The 15479-nt window shown below is 67.0% G+C and carries 15 protein-coding genes; 4 read left to right on the forward strand and 11 right to left on the reverse strand.

Going from position 1 to position 15479, the window contains the following annotated elements:
- Nucleotides 1-21 precede the first annotated feature (21 nt).
- Both AC1DEL_RS22795 and AC1DEL_RS22800 read right to left on the reverse strand, forming a co-directional pair.
- Complete coding sequence (locus AC1DEL_RS22795; RefSeq protein WP_441591508.1) at nt 22-1014, reverse strand: Bug family tripartite tricarboxylate transporter substrate binding protein; 993 nt, start codon at nt 1012-1014, stop codon at nt 22-24.
- 117 nt (nt 1015-1131) lie between these two features.
- Nucleotides 1132-1395, reverse strand: a complete 264-nt coding sequence (locus AC1DEL_RS22800; RefSeq protein ID WP_177219853.1) for a hypothetical protein — start codon at nt 1393-1395, stop codon at nt 1132-1134.
- A 262-nt stretch (nt 1396-1657) separates the two neighbouring features.
- Here AC1DEL_RS22800 and AC1DEL_RS22805 point away from each other — a divergent pair, with 262 nt between their 5' ends.
- Complete coding sequence (locus AC1DEL_RS22805; protein WP_092291180.1) at nt 1658-2965, forward strand: M20/M25/M40 family metallo-hydrolase; 1308 nt, start codon at nt 1658-1660, stop codon at nt 2963-2965.
- Nucleotides 2966-3059: 94 nt separating this feature from the next.
- On the opposite strand, the gene AC1DEL_RS22810 is transcribed toward AC1DEL_RS22805, so the two are convergent.
- Nucleotides 3060-4289 (reverse strand): MFS transporter, encoded by a 1230-nt coding sequence (locus tag AC1DEL_RS22810; protein WP_477126255.1) that lies wholly within the window; start codon nt 4287-4289, stop codon nt 3060-3062.
- Between the two features lie 189 nt (nt 4290-4478).
- On the opposite strand from AC1DEL_RS22810, the gene AC1DEL_RS22815 reads away from it, so the two are divergent.
- Nucleotides 4479-5297 carry an AraC family transcriptional regulator gene (locus AC1DEL_RS22815; RefSeq protein WP_092292079.1) on the forward strand — a complete coding sequence of 273 codons (819 nt, stop codon included), beginning with the start codon at nt 4479-4481 and terminating at the stop codon, nt 5295-5297.
- A 46-nt stretch (nt 5298-5343) separates the two neighbouring features.
- On the opposite strand, the gene AC1DEL_RS22820 is transcribed toward AC1DEL_RS22815, so the two are convergent.
- The 8 genes from AC1DEL_RS22820 to AC1DEL_RS22855 form a co-directional block, all read right to left on the reverse strand.
- Nucleotides 5344-6603, reverse strand: coding sequence for a M20 aminoacylase family protein (locus AC1DEL_RS22820; protein WP_477159185.1), 1260 nt, complete (start codon nt 6601-6603; stop codon nt 5344-5346).
- A gap of 227 nt (nt 6604-6830) precedes the next feature.
- Nucleotides 6831-7679, reverse strand: coding sequence for a fumarylacetoacetate hydrolase family protein (locus tag AC1DEL_RS22825; RefSeq protein ID WP_092291174.1), 849 nt, complete (start codon nt 7677-7679; stop codon nt 6831-6833).
- Nucleotides 7680-7826: 147 nt separating this feature from the next.
- Nucleotides 7827-8606 (reverse strand): oxygen-binding di-iron domain-containing protein, encoded by a 780-nt coding sequence (locus AC1DEL_RS22830; protein ID WP_092291172.1) that lies wholly within the window; start codon nt 8604-8606, stop codon nt 7827-7829.
- A 97-nt stretch (nt 8607-8703) separates the two neighbouring features.
- Nucleotides 8704-9369, reverse strand: coding sequence for a glutathione peroxidase (locus tag AC1DEL_RS22835; RefSeq protein WP_369823464.1), 666 nt, complete (start codon nt 9367-9369; stop codon nt 8704-8706).
- Nucleotides 9370-9500: 131 nt separating this feature from the next.
- A complete protein-coding gene (locus AC1DEL_RS22840) occupies nt 9501-10991 on the reverse strand; it encodes an MDR family MFS transporter (protein ID WP_441644157.1) in 1491 nt (496 codons plus the stop codon).
- 251 nt (nt 10992-11242) lie between these two features.
- Nucleotides 11243-11683 carry a CBS domain-containing protein gene (locus tag AC1DEL_RS22845; RefSeq protein ID WP_441591515.1) on the reverse strand — a complete coding sequence of 147 codons (441 nt, stop codon included), beginning with the start codon at nt 11681-11683 and terminating at the stop codon, nt 11243-11245.
- A gap of 202 nt (nt 11684-11885) precedes the next feature.
- Nucleotides 11886-13316: an ATP-dependent RNA helicase DbpA gene (gene dbpA / locus AC1DEL_RS22850; protein ID WP_092291166.1), complete on the reverse strand. Its 1431-nt coding sequence runs from the start codon at nt 13314-13316 to the stop codon at nt 11886-11888.
- Nucleotides 13317-13369: 53 nt separating this feature from the next.
- The gene (locus tag AC1DEL_RS22855; RefSeq protein WP_477110339.1) at nt 13370-14245 is read right to left on the reverse strand and encodes a DUF72 domain-containing protein; all 876 of its coding nucleotides are present in this window, start codon (nt 14243-14245) and stop codon (nt 13370-13372) included.
- Nucleotides 14246-14427: 182 nt separating this feature from the next.
- On the opposite strand from AC1DEL_RS22855, the gene AC1DEL_RS22860 reads away from it, so the two are divergent.
- Nucleotides 14428-14868: a DUF3375 family protein gene (locus AC1DEL_RS22860; protein ID WP_441591518.1), complete on the forward strand. Its 441-nt coding sequence runs from the start codon at nt 14428-14430 to the stop codon at nt 14866-14868.
- Nucleotides 14865-15479 carry a DUF4194 domain-containing protein gene (locus AC1DEL_RS22865; RefSeq protein WP_477126256.1) on the forward strand — a complete coding sequence of 205 codons (615 nt, stop codon included), beginning with the start codon at nt 14865-14867 and terminating at the stop codon, nt 15477-15479. The genes AC1DEL_RS22860 and AC1DEL_RS22865 overlap by 4 nt, the downstream gene beginning before the upstream one ends.

Raw genomic sequence — 15479 nt, forward strand, 5'->3', positions numbered from 1 at the left:
CCGATGGTGGACGACGGGGGCTCAGTCGGCCTTGATGCCGGCTTCCTTGACGATGCGCGCGTTGTCTTCCGATTCCGCGCGAATAGCGGCGGCGAACTGCGCGGCGGTGCCGCCGGTGGGCACCTCGCCGCCCTTGAGCAGGCGCTCGCGCACTTCCGGCTCGCCCAGCGCCTTGTTCAGTTCGGCGTTGAGGCGGTTGATGATGGCCGGCGAGGTCTTGCCCGGAGCGAAGATGCCGAACGTCGACGTCAGGTTGGCCTTGGGATAGCCGAGTTCGGCGAAGGTCGGCACGCCGGGCAGGCTCTCCAGGCGCTTGGGCGCGCCCACGGCCAGCGCGCGCAGGCGGCCCGCCTGCATATGCTGGCTCAGCATGGGGCTGGCGTTGGTGCTCATCACCTCGAACTGCGCGCCCAGCGCGTCGTTCATCTGCTGGCCCGCGCCCTTGTAGGGGATCAGCGTGATGTCGGCCTTGGACTTCGCCTTGACCTGCTCGAGCATCACGTGCCCGACCGTGCCCAGGCCCGAAGTGGCCCAGCGGACCGAACCCGGCTTGGCCTTGGCCTGCGCGACGAGGTCCGCGAAGGCCTTGCCGGCGAAGCCCGAGGTGGCCACCACGAGCACCGGCGAGTACATGACGCTCATGACCGGCGCCACGTCGTGCTCGGGGTCGTAGTTGACGCGGCCCACGTGCGGGTTCAGCGTCAGCGGGCTGGTGGAGGCGAAGCCGATGGTGTAGCCGTCCGGCGCGGCCTTGGCCACGGCGTCGATGCCGATGCTGCCGCCAGCGCCGGCCTTGTTCTCCACCACCACGGAGGTGCCCATCTGTACGGACAGCTTCTCGCCCAGCGCGCGGGCCACGGCGTCGCTGATGCCCCCGGTCGGGTAGGCCACGATCACGCGGATCGGGCGGCTCGGGTAGGCGTCGGCCGCGTGGGCGGAGGAAACGAAGGACGGGGCCGCAAGCGTGGCGACAGACAAGGCCGCCAGCAGCGGCTTGGAAATGGCAGGAAACATGGCGGAAACGGGGCGGGAGGGTTGCTGATGGATAGGCGCTATCTTAGCCGAAGGGCCCCGGCGGCCGAACCGCCCGCTTGCCGTTCCGGCCTTGCCAGCCCTCCCGGCGAAGCCGTTTTAGCGCACGAGCGGGTGTTCCGGCACCCACGAGACGAAGAGTTCGTTGGCGCGGTCGTACAGCCGCCACGCCGTGCCGCACTCGCGGCAGGTGAAGGACAGCATGCTGAACGGCACCCCGGCCGCGCTGGCACTGACATGGGGCGCCGTGTTGCGCAGAGCCAGGCAGGCGTGCGGCTCGCGCCGGCGCGGGTCCTCGGCCAAGGCCAGGCAGTGGGCGCAGGCGGGGCGGGTGGGTACCGGCAGGGGCGGGGCGGCTGGCATGGCGGGATGACCGGAATGACCGGGGAGCGGGGGCACGGCGGACTTCATGCCCGCCATGATGCCGCAAAACGCTGGCGTTGGCCCCATCTGGCGGTGATTGGTCCGTGGCCGGGCCATGGGCAGGCCATGTCGCGCCATGTCTGCTGCGTGCGCGCGACAGGCTGGCGTTTTCACGCGGCATCGCGTCTGGCGCACTTTACGTGGCGGCGCCATGCGCTCAAGATTTCCGATCCCACATCCCCATAACAAGGAGCCTGACCGCATGCCATCCGTTCGTCGCCCCCGCTTCCCTGCCCTGCGCGCCCTGCCGTTCGCGCTGGCACTGGCCTCCGCCTGCGCCGCCACGGCCCACGCCGCCCCGGTGGAGCCGGCCTACCAGCTCGCCCAGCAGGAGAAGCCCGCGCTGATCGCCACGCTCAAGGATCTGGTGTCGATCGAGTCCGGCAGCAAGGATATCGAGGGTCTGGACCGCATCGCCGCGCTGATCCGGGACCGGCTGGCCGCGCTCGGCGGCGACGCCAAGCTGGTCGAGCCCACCGAGGTCTACCGGATGGAAGACACGCCGGAGAAGGTCGGCAAGATGGTCGTGGCCCAGTTCAAGGGCACCGGGCGCCGCAACATCATGCTGATCGCCCACATGGACACCGTGTACCTGCGCGGCATGCTCGCGCAGCAGCCGTTCCGCGTGGACGGCGACCGCGCCTACGGGCTGGGCATTGCCGACGACAAGAATGGCGTGGCCGTGATCCTCCACACGGTGGCCATCCTGCAAAAGATGAAGTTCAAGGACTACGGCACGCTGACGGTGCTGATCAACGGCGACGAGGAAATCAGCTCGCCGGGCGCCCGCGCCATGATGACCAAGCTCGGGGCGCAGCAGGACGCCGTGTTCTCGTGCGAGGCCACGCGCGTCACGGGCGACCGCCTGTCGCTGGCGACGAGCGGCATCGGTGCGATTTCGCTGAAAGTCGAGGGCAAGGCGTCGCACGCGGGCAGCGCGCCGGAGCTGGGCCGCAACGCGCTGTACGAGCTGTCGCACCAGATCCTGCAAATGCGCGACCTGTCCAACCCGGACACCGGGCTCAAGGTCAACTGGACGATCTCGAACGCGGGCACCAACCGCAACGTGGTTCCGGCCGTCGCCACGGCGCAGGCCGATGTGCGCGTGCTGCGCACCGCCGACTACGATGGCCTGGAGCGCACGCTGCAGGAGCGCGTGAAGCAGAAGCTGATTCCGGACACCAAGGTCGAGGTCAAGTTCGAGCGTCGTCGCCCGCCGCTCGAGGTCACCCAGGCGGCGCGCACGCTGGCAGCCCATGCGCAGGGCATTTATTCGGAAATCGGCGAGAAGCTGATGGTCTATGACACTGCCGAAGGCGGCGGCACCGACGCGGCGTTCGCGGCGGCGGGCACCAAGGCACCGGTGATCGAGCGCTTCGGGCTGCGCGGCTTTGGCGCGCATTCGAACGATGCCGAGTACGTGGACCTGAACTCGGTCACGCCGCGCCTGTACCTGCTGACGCGGATGATCATGGATGTGTCCCAGGATAAGGCTGGGGCCGCGAAGTAGGCGTTCTACGAGGGGTGGCGGGCAGGTTCATGCGCCGGCCCTCTCCCCCGGCCCCTCTCCCGCAAGCGGGCGAGGGGAGCAATCCAACGGCGGGCTAGGCCGCCGCGGTCTTCTTCCGTCCGCCAAGGTCCGGCAGGAACACCGCCAGCAGGCCGAGCAGCGGCAAATAGGCGCAGACGTCGTACACGGTCTGGATGCCGTGCGTGTCGGCCAGGGTGCCGAGCACGGCGGCGCCGATGCCGCCCATGCCGAACGCGAAGCCGAAGAACAGGCCGGACACCATGCCGACCTTGCCCGGAATCAGCTCCTGGGCGAACACGAGGATGGCCGAGAACGCCGAGGCCAGGATGAAGCCGATCACGAACGACAGCACGCCGGTCCAGAACAGGTTGGCGTGCGGCAGCATCAGCGTGAACGGCGCCACGCCGAGGATCGACGCCCAGATCACGCGCTTGCGGCCGATGCGGTCGCCAATCGGGCCGCCGAGGATGGTGCCGGCCGCCACCGCGAACAGGAACAGGAACAGGTAGATCTGCGAAGACTGGCGGGTCAGCCCGAACTTCTCCATGAGATAGAACGTGTAATACGTGTTCAGGCTCGCCATGTAGAAGTACTTCGAGAAGATCAGCAGCAGCAGCACCGCGATGGCGCGGACCACGGTGCGGGTCGGCAGCGGCTTGGCCGCCGTGCCGGCGCCCTTCTTCTTGGCTGCGCGCTCGGCCAGGTGGCGGCCGTACCAGCCGCCGATCTGCCACAGCACGGCAATCGCCAGCAGCGCGGCCAGCGAGAACCACGCCACGCTGCCTTGCTGGTGCACGATCCACGCCGCCAGCAGCGGCCCCATGGCGCTACCGCCGTTGCCGCCCACCTGGAAGATCGACTGGGCCAGCCCGTGCTGGCCGCCCGAGGCCATGCGCGCCACGCGCGACGACTCCGGATGGAAGATCGACGAGCCGGTACCCACCAGCGCCGCCGCCACCAGCAGCACGCCATAGGTCGGCGCCACGGACAGCAGCAGCAGCCCGCACAGCGTAAAGCCCATGCCGATGGCCAGCGAATGTGGCTTCGGATGCTTATCTGTGTACAGGCCAACGATCGGCTGCAGCAGCGACGCGGTGATCTGATAGGTCAGCGTCAGCAGGCCGATCTGGGTGAAGCTCAGGTTGAAGCCGCCCTTGAGCATGGGATAGATGGCCAGGATCAGCGACTGAATCATGTCGTTGAGGAAGTGCGCGAAGCTGATCGCGTACAACACGCGGAAGCGCGTGCCTTCCTCGCGGTGCGCGGCCTCGGCGGCGGGGGCGGGATTGACGGTTGTGCTCATGGGGCGGGGCGCATTGGCCGATCTGGTTAAAAGTGTGACGATCGCATCCTAAATGGCAAATTTCCGCCTGTCCTGCGAGAATGGGGCCGGAACTTTGGAGAAAAGGACATGCCGCCCACCCCCCGTCCTCGGAAAGCGACGCCGCCGCCAGTCGAGTGGATCGACCGCACCACGCCGGGCGCCCGGCGCCTGCCGCCCGATGCCCCGCACGACCCCGATGCCGACGCCCGGGCCGACACCTACGCGGCCTCGCCAGCCTACATCCGCTACGACCGCAGCCCGATGCCGGTAACGGCCATGGCCGCCGACTACGCCCCGGGCCACGTCACCAAGCCGCACCAGCATCCCCACGCGCAGTTGATCCACGCGATGCACGGCGTGATGGTGGTCTCCACGGCGGACGGGCAGTGGATCGTGCCGCCCACGCGCGGCATGTGGATGCCCGGCGGCACGGTGCACTGGATCCGCATGGTCGGCCGCGTGCAGATGCGCACCGCCTATATCCGCCCGGACGCCGCGCCGGACCTCCCCACCCGCTGCACCGTGCTCGGCGTCACCGCGCTGCTGCGCGAGCTGATCCTGGCCGCCATCGACATCCCCCTGCCCTATGCACCGGACTCGCGCGACGGTCGGCTGATGCGGCTGCTGCTCGATGAGGTGCTGCTGGTGCCGACCCTGCCGCTGCACCTGCCGCGCCCGAGCGATGTCGGCCTGCGGCAGATCTGCGACGCCATCGTCGAAAGCCCGGACACCGACCTGACCCTGGCCGACTGGGGAAACTCGCTGGGGGTAGATCCGAAGACGATCCAGCGACGGTTCGCGCGCGAGACCGGCATGACCTTCGGCCAGTGGCGCCAGCAGGCGCGGCTGCTGGCCGCGCTGGAGCGCCTGGCGGCGGGGGCGAAGGTGGTGGATGTGGCGCTCGACATGGGCTATGGCAGCCCGAGCGCCTTTGCGACGATGTTCCGGCGGCAGTTCGGCGTGCCGCCCAGCGCCTTCTTCCGATAACTGCCCGATGAGCCCGGTCGGGGCTCAGGCCCCGATCGGGTCCCGCTCAGGCCCCATCCAGGTAACGCTCGGCCAGCCGGGTCCAGTACGCCGCGCCCACGGTCAGATTCTGGTCATTGAAGTCGTAGCCGGCGTTGTGCAGCAGCGGCTGGTTGGCGCCGTTGCCCATCCGCACGAAGCAGCCCGGGCGCTGTTGCAGGAAGTACGCGAAGTCCTCGCTGCCGGCGATCCGGTGGAAATTCGGCACGGCACGCTCCGGCCCCACCAGTTCCTCGGCCACCTGGCGCGCGAACTCGGTTTCGGCCTCGCTGTTCACCAGCACCGGGTAGCCGCGCACGTAGTCGATATCGACCGTAGCGCCGTAACCCTCGGCGTGCGATGTAGCCAGCTGGCGGATGCGCGCCTCCATCGACGCCCGCACCTCGGGGTTGAACGACCGCACGCTGATTTCCATGCGCGCGCTGTCCGGAATCACGTTCGGGGCGTGGCCGGCGTGCAGCGTGCCGATGGTCACCACGGCGGTCTCGTTCGGATCCACATTGCGCGATACCACCGATTGCAGCGCCATCACCAGGCTGCCGGCCACCAGGATCGGGTCGATCGACTGGTGCGGGCGCGCCGCGTGGCCACCCTTGCCGCGGATCGTGATCGCTACCGTGTCGCAGGCCGCCATGAACGGGCCGGAACGGAACATGAAGGTGCCAGCTTCCACGCCCGGATGGTTGTGCAGGCCGAAGATCGCATCGCAGGGAAACCGCTCGAACAGGCCATCGGCCAGCATCCGCTCCGCCCCGCCGCCCGCGCCGATTTCCTCGGCCGGCTGGAAGATCAGGTGGATGGTGCCGTTGAAGCGGCGGGTCCGCGCAAGCTGGCGGGCGGCGCCCAGCAGCATGGTGGTGTGGCCGTCGTGGCCGCACGCGTGCATCTTGYCCTCATGCACGCTGGCATAGGGCAAACCCGAGCGCTCGTGAATCGGCAGCGCGTCCATATCGGCGCGAATGCCGACACTCCGCTTGCCCGTGCCGGCGCGCAGCGTGCCGACCACCCCGGTGCCGCCCACGCCGCGCGTGACCTGATAGCCCCACCCCTCCAGGCGGGACGCCACCAGTTCGGCAGTGCGGATCTCGTTGAAGGCCAGTTCGGGATGCTGGTGGATGCTGCGCCGGATGTCCTGCAGCTCGTCGTGGCAATCGAGCGTGTCGTGCAGCGTGCAGTAGGAGCGCGTGGGGGATTCGGTGGAACCGTTCGCGAGCTTGACCGCGACGGTCTTCAATATCGATTCTATTTCGGGGGCATGTTCAGACATGGCATTGCTCTTTTGGCTTGCATGTATGAACAGTATTTCACGCAGGGTCGAAGGGTAAAACCCAGAATGCGGATTTCGTGCGTATGCGCCCTAAACCGTGCCAAAACTGTTGCCCTTAGGGGACGCTTTGTGTGGAACTGCGACCCTTTGTATGAAGACGTTTCAGCGGGGAACCCGAAAGTCCCCCTTTTTCTGGCAACGATGTCGGACATGGGCCGACGCCCGACTCAGCGCTCGCCGTATGGCACGACCTGCTGGGTCTGCTCGCCGAGGCCGGCGATACCGAGGCGCATGGTGTCGCCCGCGCGCAGGTAGCGCGGCGGCTTGAACCCCATGCCCACACCCGGCGGCGTGCCCGTGGCGATCAGGTCGCCGGGCAGCAGGGTCATGAAGCGGCTGACATAGCTGACCACGGTGGCGACGTCGAAAACCATGGTCGCGGTGCTGCCTTTCTGCATGCGCTGGCCGTTCACGTCCAACCACATCGCCAGGTTCTGGGGTTCGGGCACCTCGTCGCGCGTGACCAGCCAGGGGCCGACCGGGCAGAAGGTGTCGCAGCCCTTGCCCTTGTCCCAGGTGCCGCCCCGCTCGATCTGGAACTCGCGCTCGGACACATCGTTGACCACGCAGTAGCCCGCCACGTGCTCAAGCGCCTGGGCCTTCGAGACATTGCGCGCGGTGGTGCCGATGACCACGCCCAGCTCCACCTCCCAGTCGGACTTCTCCGAACCGAACGGCAGCATCACGGCATCGTTGGGGCCGTTCAGCGAGGAATTGGCCTTCAGGAAGACGATCGGCTCGGCCGGCAGCGGCATGCCGGCTTCGGCGGCATGGTCAGCGTAGTTCAGGCCGATGGCGATGATCTTGCCGATGCCGGTCCAGGGCACGCCGTGGCGGGCGCCCTCCACCAGCGGCAGCGTGGCGGGGTCGATCGCGGCCAGCCGGGCCAGCGCGGCCGGCGCCAGTTCGTCCGGGCCGATGTTGCCGATCACGGCAGACAGGTCGCGCACGCGGCCATCACGATCCACGACGCCCGGGCGCTCTGCACCGGGCTGTCCTACGCGTACTAGTTTCATGGTGATTTCCTTGGTTTCTGGGCTGGCCGTGGGAAGCGAGACGGCAAGGAAACCGAGGATAGCCGGAATCTGGCCGGCTTGTCCTGTGCAGCAGCGGAGACATCCCCGGTGGAGAAGTACCGCCAGGGTCACCACCATGCGCTACGTTTACGCCCCGGCCGGCACGCGATAGTGGGAGCTGTCGAGCAGGTCGAGCCCGCATTCGAGCTGCCCCACCCAGTCGATAAAGCGCTTCACCATCGCCCGGCCCCGGAACGACGGCCCGTGCTGCGGCACGATCCATTCGATATCCATGGTCCGCGCCATCTCGGCCCAGAGCCGGCACGCCCGGTTGCCGCTCATATAGCGGCGATGGAACGGCAGCATGCGCGGGAGATGGGCGTCGAAGTCCTCGACCACCGCGCCGGCCTCGGCGGCCGTGGTCATGGCCGCGCCCAGATCGCCCGAGAACAGGATCTTGCTGATGGGATCGTAGAAGTGGAAATTGCCCTCCGAATGGAGGAAGTGGGCGGGGACGGCGATCAGGTTGCTCGCGCCGAGCGGCACGACCATGCCGGCATCCGGAATGCCGACCACGCGGCCGGCCATCTTCCCGGCCTGGCAGATATGGGGCAGGAAGCGCGCCCATACCTGCGAGATCAACACCTTGCTGTCCGATGCCGTCAGCCAGCGCCCCACCGACGCCACGATGTCCGGATCGGCATGGGAGGCCAGCACGTAGTCTAGCCGCTTGGGCGGAAAGTGGCGGCTGATCGCCATATACAGCTCGCCGTAGGTCAGCGCACCGCCGGGATCGATCAACGCCCCGTGACCGTGGTTGACCACCAGGAACTGGTTCGACTGCACGACGTCCCCGTCGCCATCGTCCACCAGGTCGGTGAACACCATGCAGACATGCTCGCTCGATTCATATAGCGCGATAGCCATCGCGGCCCCCCTTTCGCTCGTTTTTGTTTTGAATCGGCGAAAGTACCAGCGGGGGCGGTTCGACCTTTGACGGGGATCAAAGGTCGGTCATGCGGTCTTAGCGCGTGCTGAGCAGCTTCTCGATATTGGCCACGAGTTGCTTGTCGTCCGGCTTGACCATGCTGTTGTAGCTGCCGACGACCTGCCCCTTGCGGTCGATCAGGTATTTATAGAAGTTCCACTTCGGCGCGGTGCCGGTTTCCTTGGCCAGCAGCTCGTACATCGGGTTGACATCGCTGCCGCGCACGTGGGACTTGCCCAGCATCGGGAACTTGACGCCGTAGGTGTTGTAGCAGAAGTCGGAAATTTCCTTCGAGGAGCCGGGCTCCTGCGAGAAATCGTTCGACGGGAAGCCGAGCACGACCAGGCCGCGCTCCCGGTACTTGGCGTAGAGCGCCTCGAGGCCCTCGTACTGCGGCGTGAACCCGCAGTAGCTGGCCGTGTTGACCACCAGCACGACCTTGCCGGCGTACTGGCACAGGTTCTGGGGCGACTCGTCCTGCAGGCGCGGGAACTTGAAGTTGAGCGTCGCCGGGCAACTGCCGGCCTGACCGGCTGAAGCGGCGGCTGTGGGGGTCGACTTCTCGGCGGCGTGGGCTGCGCGCGGCAGCAGGCTGGCCGTGGCGGCGGCCATCGCGGACACCGCCAGGGCGGCGAGCAGCGCGCGGCGCTGGAGCGTCAGGGTGGCCGTGCGCGGGTGGCGCATCCGGGTCGGGGGGACCATGCGGGTCATGACGGGCGACTCCATATTGGGGCGTGAAAGGTAGCCTCCGCAGTCTACGCCTTCGTCGGGTTCACTGCACTCCGTGCTGCAGGATCGATGATGGAAGATGGCGGCCGCCATCCGTCCGGGGGTCAGTCCATCACCGCCGTCGCGGCGTGCTCGGTCACGCTGGTACGCAGTTCCAGGTCCGGCATGCGCCGCACGATCAGTAACGCCACCACCGCCGCCACCGCGCCCGCCGCGAAAATCAGCTGGAAGCCCGACTCCACGCCGGCGGACAGCACCTGCCGCACGGCCGGCGACAGATGCGCCATCGCCTCGCTACCGTGGCGCAGCGCGCCAAGGTCCAGCGCCTGGGTCACGCCGGCGCGGCCCATCGCCTCGCGGAACTCCAGCGCCAGCAGCGTGCCGGCCAGTGCGCCGCCAATCGCGCTGCCGAGCGAGCGCACCACCAGCAGCGCGCCGGTGCCGGCGCCCATGTCGCGGCGCTCGAGCGCGTTCTGTACCGAAATCAGCGTGCCGACCATCGCCATGCCCAGCCCCACGCCGCCCACCGTCATGGCGAGCAGGACGGCAGCCGTGGGCACGTCCGGGGTAGCGCCAGCCAGCGCGCTCAGGCCGATGGCGGCCAACACGAAGCCGGCGCTGAGAATGCCCCGCATGCGTCCCATGCGCGGCGCCAGCCAGGCCACCACGAGGTTGCCGGCCACGGTGGACAGCAGGAACGGCACCACGAGCAGGCCGGACATCGCGGCATCGGCATGGCGCGCCAGCTGGAAATGCAGCGGCAGCGCGAAGATGCACAGGAAGATATTGAGCGCGGCCAGCGCCGAGGCGCCCACGCCCATCACATAGGCGCGGTTGCGGAACAGACGCGGCGGCAGCATCGGGTCCGCCGCGCGGCGTTCCTGCCAGGTCAGCAGCGCCAGCGCCCCGGCCGTGATGGCCAGCAGCGCGCCGGTTTCCGGGGAGATCCAGTCGAAGGCATCGCCGGCCCAGCTCATGGCGAGCAGGAAGGCGACGATGGCCACCGCGAGCAGCAGCGCGCCCAGCCAGTCCACGCGCGGCCGGCCGCCGCGCGGGCGCAGGTTGGCCAGGCCCCGGTAGCACATCGCCATGGCCAGCGCGCCGAGCGGCACGTTGATCCAGAACAGCCAGCGCCAGGACAGATGGTCAGACACCCAGCCGCCCACCAGCGGCCCGGCGATCGAGGCCATCGCCCAGACCATCGCCAGATAGCCCTGGTAGCGCCCGCGCTGGCGCGGCGCCACTACGTCCGCAATGGCCGCCTGCGCCAGCGACATCAGCCCGCCGCCGCCCACGCCCTGCAGCGCCCGGAACAGGATCAGCTGCGTCAGCGACTGCGCCAGCGCGCACGCCACGGAGGCGAGGATGAACAGCGTGATGGCCACCATCAGCAGGCGCCGCCGCCCGAAGCTATCGGACAGCTTGCCGTACAGCGGCGTGGTGACGGTGGAGACGATCAGGTAGGCAGTGACGATCCACGACAGATGCCCAAATCCGTTGAGATCATTCGCAATGGCGGGCACGGCGGGGATGACCACGGTCTGGTCCAGCGCCGCGAGCAGGATACATAACACGATGCCGCCGATCACCCGCATGATGGCGCGGTGATCGTGGACGATGGGCGGATGTTCGGGAACGGAGGCGGTAGCCTCCACGGCGGATTGCGGCGAGGTGGGCGACGACATGTGGCTACGGCGGGATGGAGGCTGCGGGGACCATCCCTTGCGTGGGGACGGCCTAATTCAGTATCCGCATAATTATATGCGGAAGCCATCGTTGACGTAGCAATGAATTTTGGCGAGAAGTGGCCACGGCGCCACATGGCGCGTCCGTGGCCTGATGGCCGCTAGCGCGAGCCGCCGGTGATGTAGTGTTCGAGTTGCTCGATCACGAAACGCTGTTCGCTGATGATGTTGTTCACGAGGTCGCCGATCGACAGCATGCCGAGCAGTTCGTCCCCTTCCATCACGGGCAGGTGGCGCAGGCGGTGCCGCGTCATCAGGCTCATGCAATCGTCCGTGGTCTGGTCCGCCCGCACATAGATCACCGCTGAGGTCATGATCTCCCGCACTAGCGTTTCGCGCGACGTACGTTGCATCAGAATCACTTTTCGGGCGTAATCGCGTTCGCTGAGGATGCCCTGGATCTTGCCGTGCTCCATCACCAGCAACGCGCCGATGCCTTTCTCCGCCATCAGTTGCAGCGCGGCGTAGACCGTCGCTGAAGGAGGAATGCTGAAGATCGCCTGATTTGGCTTCGCTTCCAGAACCTGCCGTGCGGTTTTCATAGACCGACTCCTTATTGCTGTCTGGGGAAATCGCTGCACCGGCCCGCCGCGCTGTCTTGCCCCCGCATACGCCGCCGGCCGCTCATTCAGATTAGCAAAGGATAGTCGGCGCTTACAGGGTGACTTTCACGAATCTTTGTAAGCAAGCCGACGTGCCTTATTGTTTCTTCTTGCGCACAATTCCCAGCAGCGAAGTCGCGCGTTACTCGGTCAGCATCCGCACCCGCACCTTGCGGCCCTTGACCTTGCCATCGTTGAGCCGTTTGACCGCTTCCTTGCCGATGGCACGATCCACGGCGATGTACGTGGACATCTCCATCACGTTGATCTTCCCGATCTGTTCCTTGGTGAAGCCGGCCTCGCCGGTCAGCGCGCCGAGGATGTCGCCCGCGCGGATCTTTTCCTTGCGGCCGCCGAGCATTTGCAGCGTGACCATCGGCGGCAGCAGGCGCTCCTTGCTCTTCGGCACCAGCTCGGTCAGCGCGTGCCATTCGAATTCGCCGCCCTGATGCTGTTCCAGGTTCCCCACGCGCCCCATTTCATCCATGCTGACCAGGCTGAACGCCCAGCCTTCGGCATCCGCGCGGCCCGTGCGGCCGATGCGGTGCACATGCACCTCGGGGTCGGGCGTGACATCGACGTTGATCACGGCTTCCAACTGGGCGATGTCGAGACCGCGGGCTGCCACGTCCGTGGCCACCAGGACCGAGCAGCTCCGGTTCGCAAACTGCACCAGCACCTGATCGCGGTCACGCTGTTCCAGGTCGCCATGCAGCGCCAGGGCCTCGAAGCCCTGCGCGCGCAGCAATTCGACGAGATCGCGGCAACGCGCCTTGGTATTGCAGAAGGCAAGCGTGCTGGCAGGCCGGAAGTGATCGAGCAGGCGGCCCACAGCTTGCAGGCGGTCGCCATCCTCCACCTCGTAAAAACGTTGACGAATCTTGCTGGCGCCGTGCGTCTCGGCCAGCTTGATCTCGCGCGGCTTGTTCAGGAACTGCTGGCTCAGCTTGACGATGCCGGGCGGGTAGGTGGCCGAGAACAGCAGTGTCTGGCGGTCCTTCGGGCAATGGTTGGCGACGAACGCGATGTCATCGAAGAAGCCCATGTCGAGCATGCGGTCCGCTTCGTCCAGCACCAGCGTATTGATACCGCGCAGGTCCAGGCTGCCGCGCTCGATGTGATCGAGAATGCGCCCCGGGGTGCCCACAACGATATGCGCGCCATGGATAAGGCTGTCGACCTGTGGCCGCATAGGCGACCCGCCGCACAGCGTCAGCACCTTGATGTTCTCTTCCGCACGCGCCAGGCGGCGGATTTCCTGCGTGACCTGATCGGCCAGTTCGCGCGTGGGGCAGAGCACGAGCGCCTGCACGTCGAAGCGGCGTGCGTCGAGCCGATGCAGCACCGCAAGCCCGAAGGCGGCGGTCTTGCCGCTACCAGTCTTGGCCTGCGCGATCAGATCCTGCCCGGCCAGCGCCAGCGGCAGGCTGGCGGCCTGGATCGGCGTCATGGTGTCGTAGCCGAGCTGCGCCAGCGTGGCGAGCATAGCGGGCGACAGCGCCAGATCAGAGAACGGCGCGCCTGCCGAAGTCGTGGCGGGGGCGGTGGAGTTGGGGGTTGGGCTCGAAGTCATGCCGGATTATAGCGGCGGGGGTGCGGCGGGGGTGGCTCGGAAACCGGCTTCAGTCACGCAGCCTTGCGCGCGGCGGGCTTCTTCACCGGCACGTCCTCGGTCGGCGCCCATCCCAGCCGCTCGAGCAGGGCCTGCGCCGCCGCCGGCGCGTGCTCCTTCGCCCCGTTGATGAAGAACAGGAACAACCCCTTGGGCTTCTGACGGGCGCCGGCCTGCTCATCCACGCGCGGCAGGTCGTCCGGCACGCTACCGCCGGCCCACGCGGTGGCGCGCGCGGCCCAGCCGTCGAGATCTTTCGGCGCATAGCCGGTCTTGAGCTTGGCCTGCGCGTTCATCAGCCGCGCATAGGCAAAGTCCGCGGTCGGGTCCGCGAACGACGGAAACTTTGGCGAATCTGTGTACACCGTGGCCGCCTTGAACTTGCGCGCGAGTTTCAGGTAGTCGTCGCACATAAAGCTCTCGTGCCGCACCTCAAGCACGTGCCGCAGCTTCACGCCTTCGACAGCATCCGGGAGCAAGGTCAGGAATGCCTCGAAGTCATCGGCCACGAACTGCTTGGTTGGCGCGAATTGCCAGACGATGGGACCGAGTTTCTTGCCCAGCTCGGCAATGCCGCTGTCGATGAAGCGGGCGATGGAGTCGCCCGACTCGGCCAGGATGCGCCGGTTGGTGGCGAAGCGCGACGCCTTCACCGAGAACACGAAGCCATCCGGGGTCGCATCGCGCCAATTGGCGAATGACGTTCGCTTTTGTGTCCCGTGATAGGTGCTGTTGATCTCGATGGCGGTCAGGTGACGGCTTGCGTACTCGAGTTCGCGCGCCTGCGCGAGCCCGGACGGGTAGAAGTTGTCGCGCCATGGCGCAAAACTCCATCCGCCGATGCCGATGTGGATGTTACCTACCGTCTTGCCTTGCTTGCGCACTGCCATGACCACCTCCGCCAATCACGCAAAATGCGATGCATACCAGTCTAGCGCGCAGCGGCGTGTCCGGCCAACGCCACGTTTTCGTCGCATGACGATTCATGGCGGGAATGTTGCTTCCTGAATGTGGCGACCGAAGGCACACTACAACCGATTCCAGCCGCCTCACCTAACCCGGAGGGCCCGCCTTGCGCATCGACCCCGACACGCTCCCGGCCATTCTGCAAAGCATCGAGGCACGGGCCCTGGCACTGCGCGACACCCCGCCAGCCGGCTTGTTTTCGTCGATCGACGAGACGGCGGCTCACATCGACCTGCCCATGGAGCGGGTGCTGTATCAGCCGCCGCCGGCTGCGGCCCTGAGTCAGAGCCTTCTCAAACGACGGGTCGAAGCTGCGCTACGCAGCCAGCCGCAAGTCTCGCTGCAATCCCTCTGCGGGGACCACCCACTCGAACACGGCCTCGCGGAGTTGCTGACTTATCTGCAACTGACTGGCGATACCTTCCATTGCGTCGTCGATGAGGCGGCGACCGAGACCGTCACCTGGCACGCGCGCGGCATGGGCGGCGAGCCGCTGACACGCGGCGCACAAATGCCACGCGTCGTCTTTGTGAGACATGGATCATGAGCGCGCAAGGTCCCCACGCCCTGTCGCCCCTGGTGGTCCCGCTGCTCAAAGGGGTGCTGTGCCGCGAAGACTCACCCAGCGCTTGGCAGGCACTCGTGTCACAGCAGGCAGCCGTGCGCGACTATGTGGCCGTGCTGGGCCTCGCCCTGGTCGTCGACGAGGACGATGGATTCGCATTTCTACGAGTGCTATCAGCGCCAGCGGCAGATGCCACGGCGCCCTCTTTGATCGCCAGACGCCCCCTGTCCTACGCGGTCAGCCTCACGCTGGCGTTGCTGCGCAAGGCGCTCGCCGAATTCGACGCTGCCGGTCTCGATGGCCCACTGATCCTGACGCGCGAAGACATCGCTGAATTGCTACGCACGTTCCTGCCTTCGGGCAGCAATGAAGCCAAGCTTATCGACATGGTCGACTCGCATGTGGGCAAGATCGTCGAACTCGGCTTCCTGCGGCGCGCGGGCCAAACGGAAACACCTTCGTACGAAGTCCGCCGGGTGTTGAAAGCATTTATCGACACCCAATGGCTGGCCGATTTCGACGCGCGGCTGGCCGCCTATCAGACACAACTGCGCGGCACCTCCACCGAGCGCACGCGAGGCGTCGATGGATAG

It is taken from the genome of Cupriavidus sp. 10L43_2, assembly GCF_056395265.1.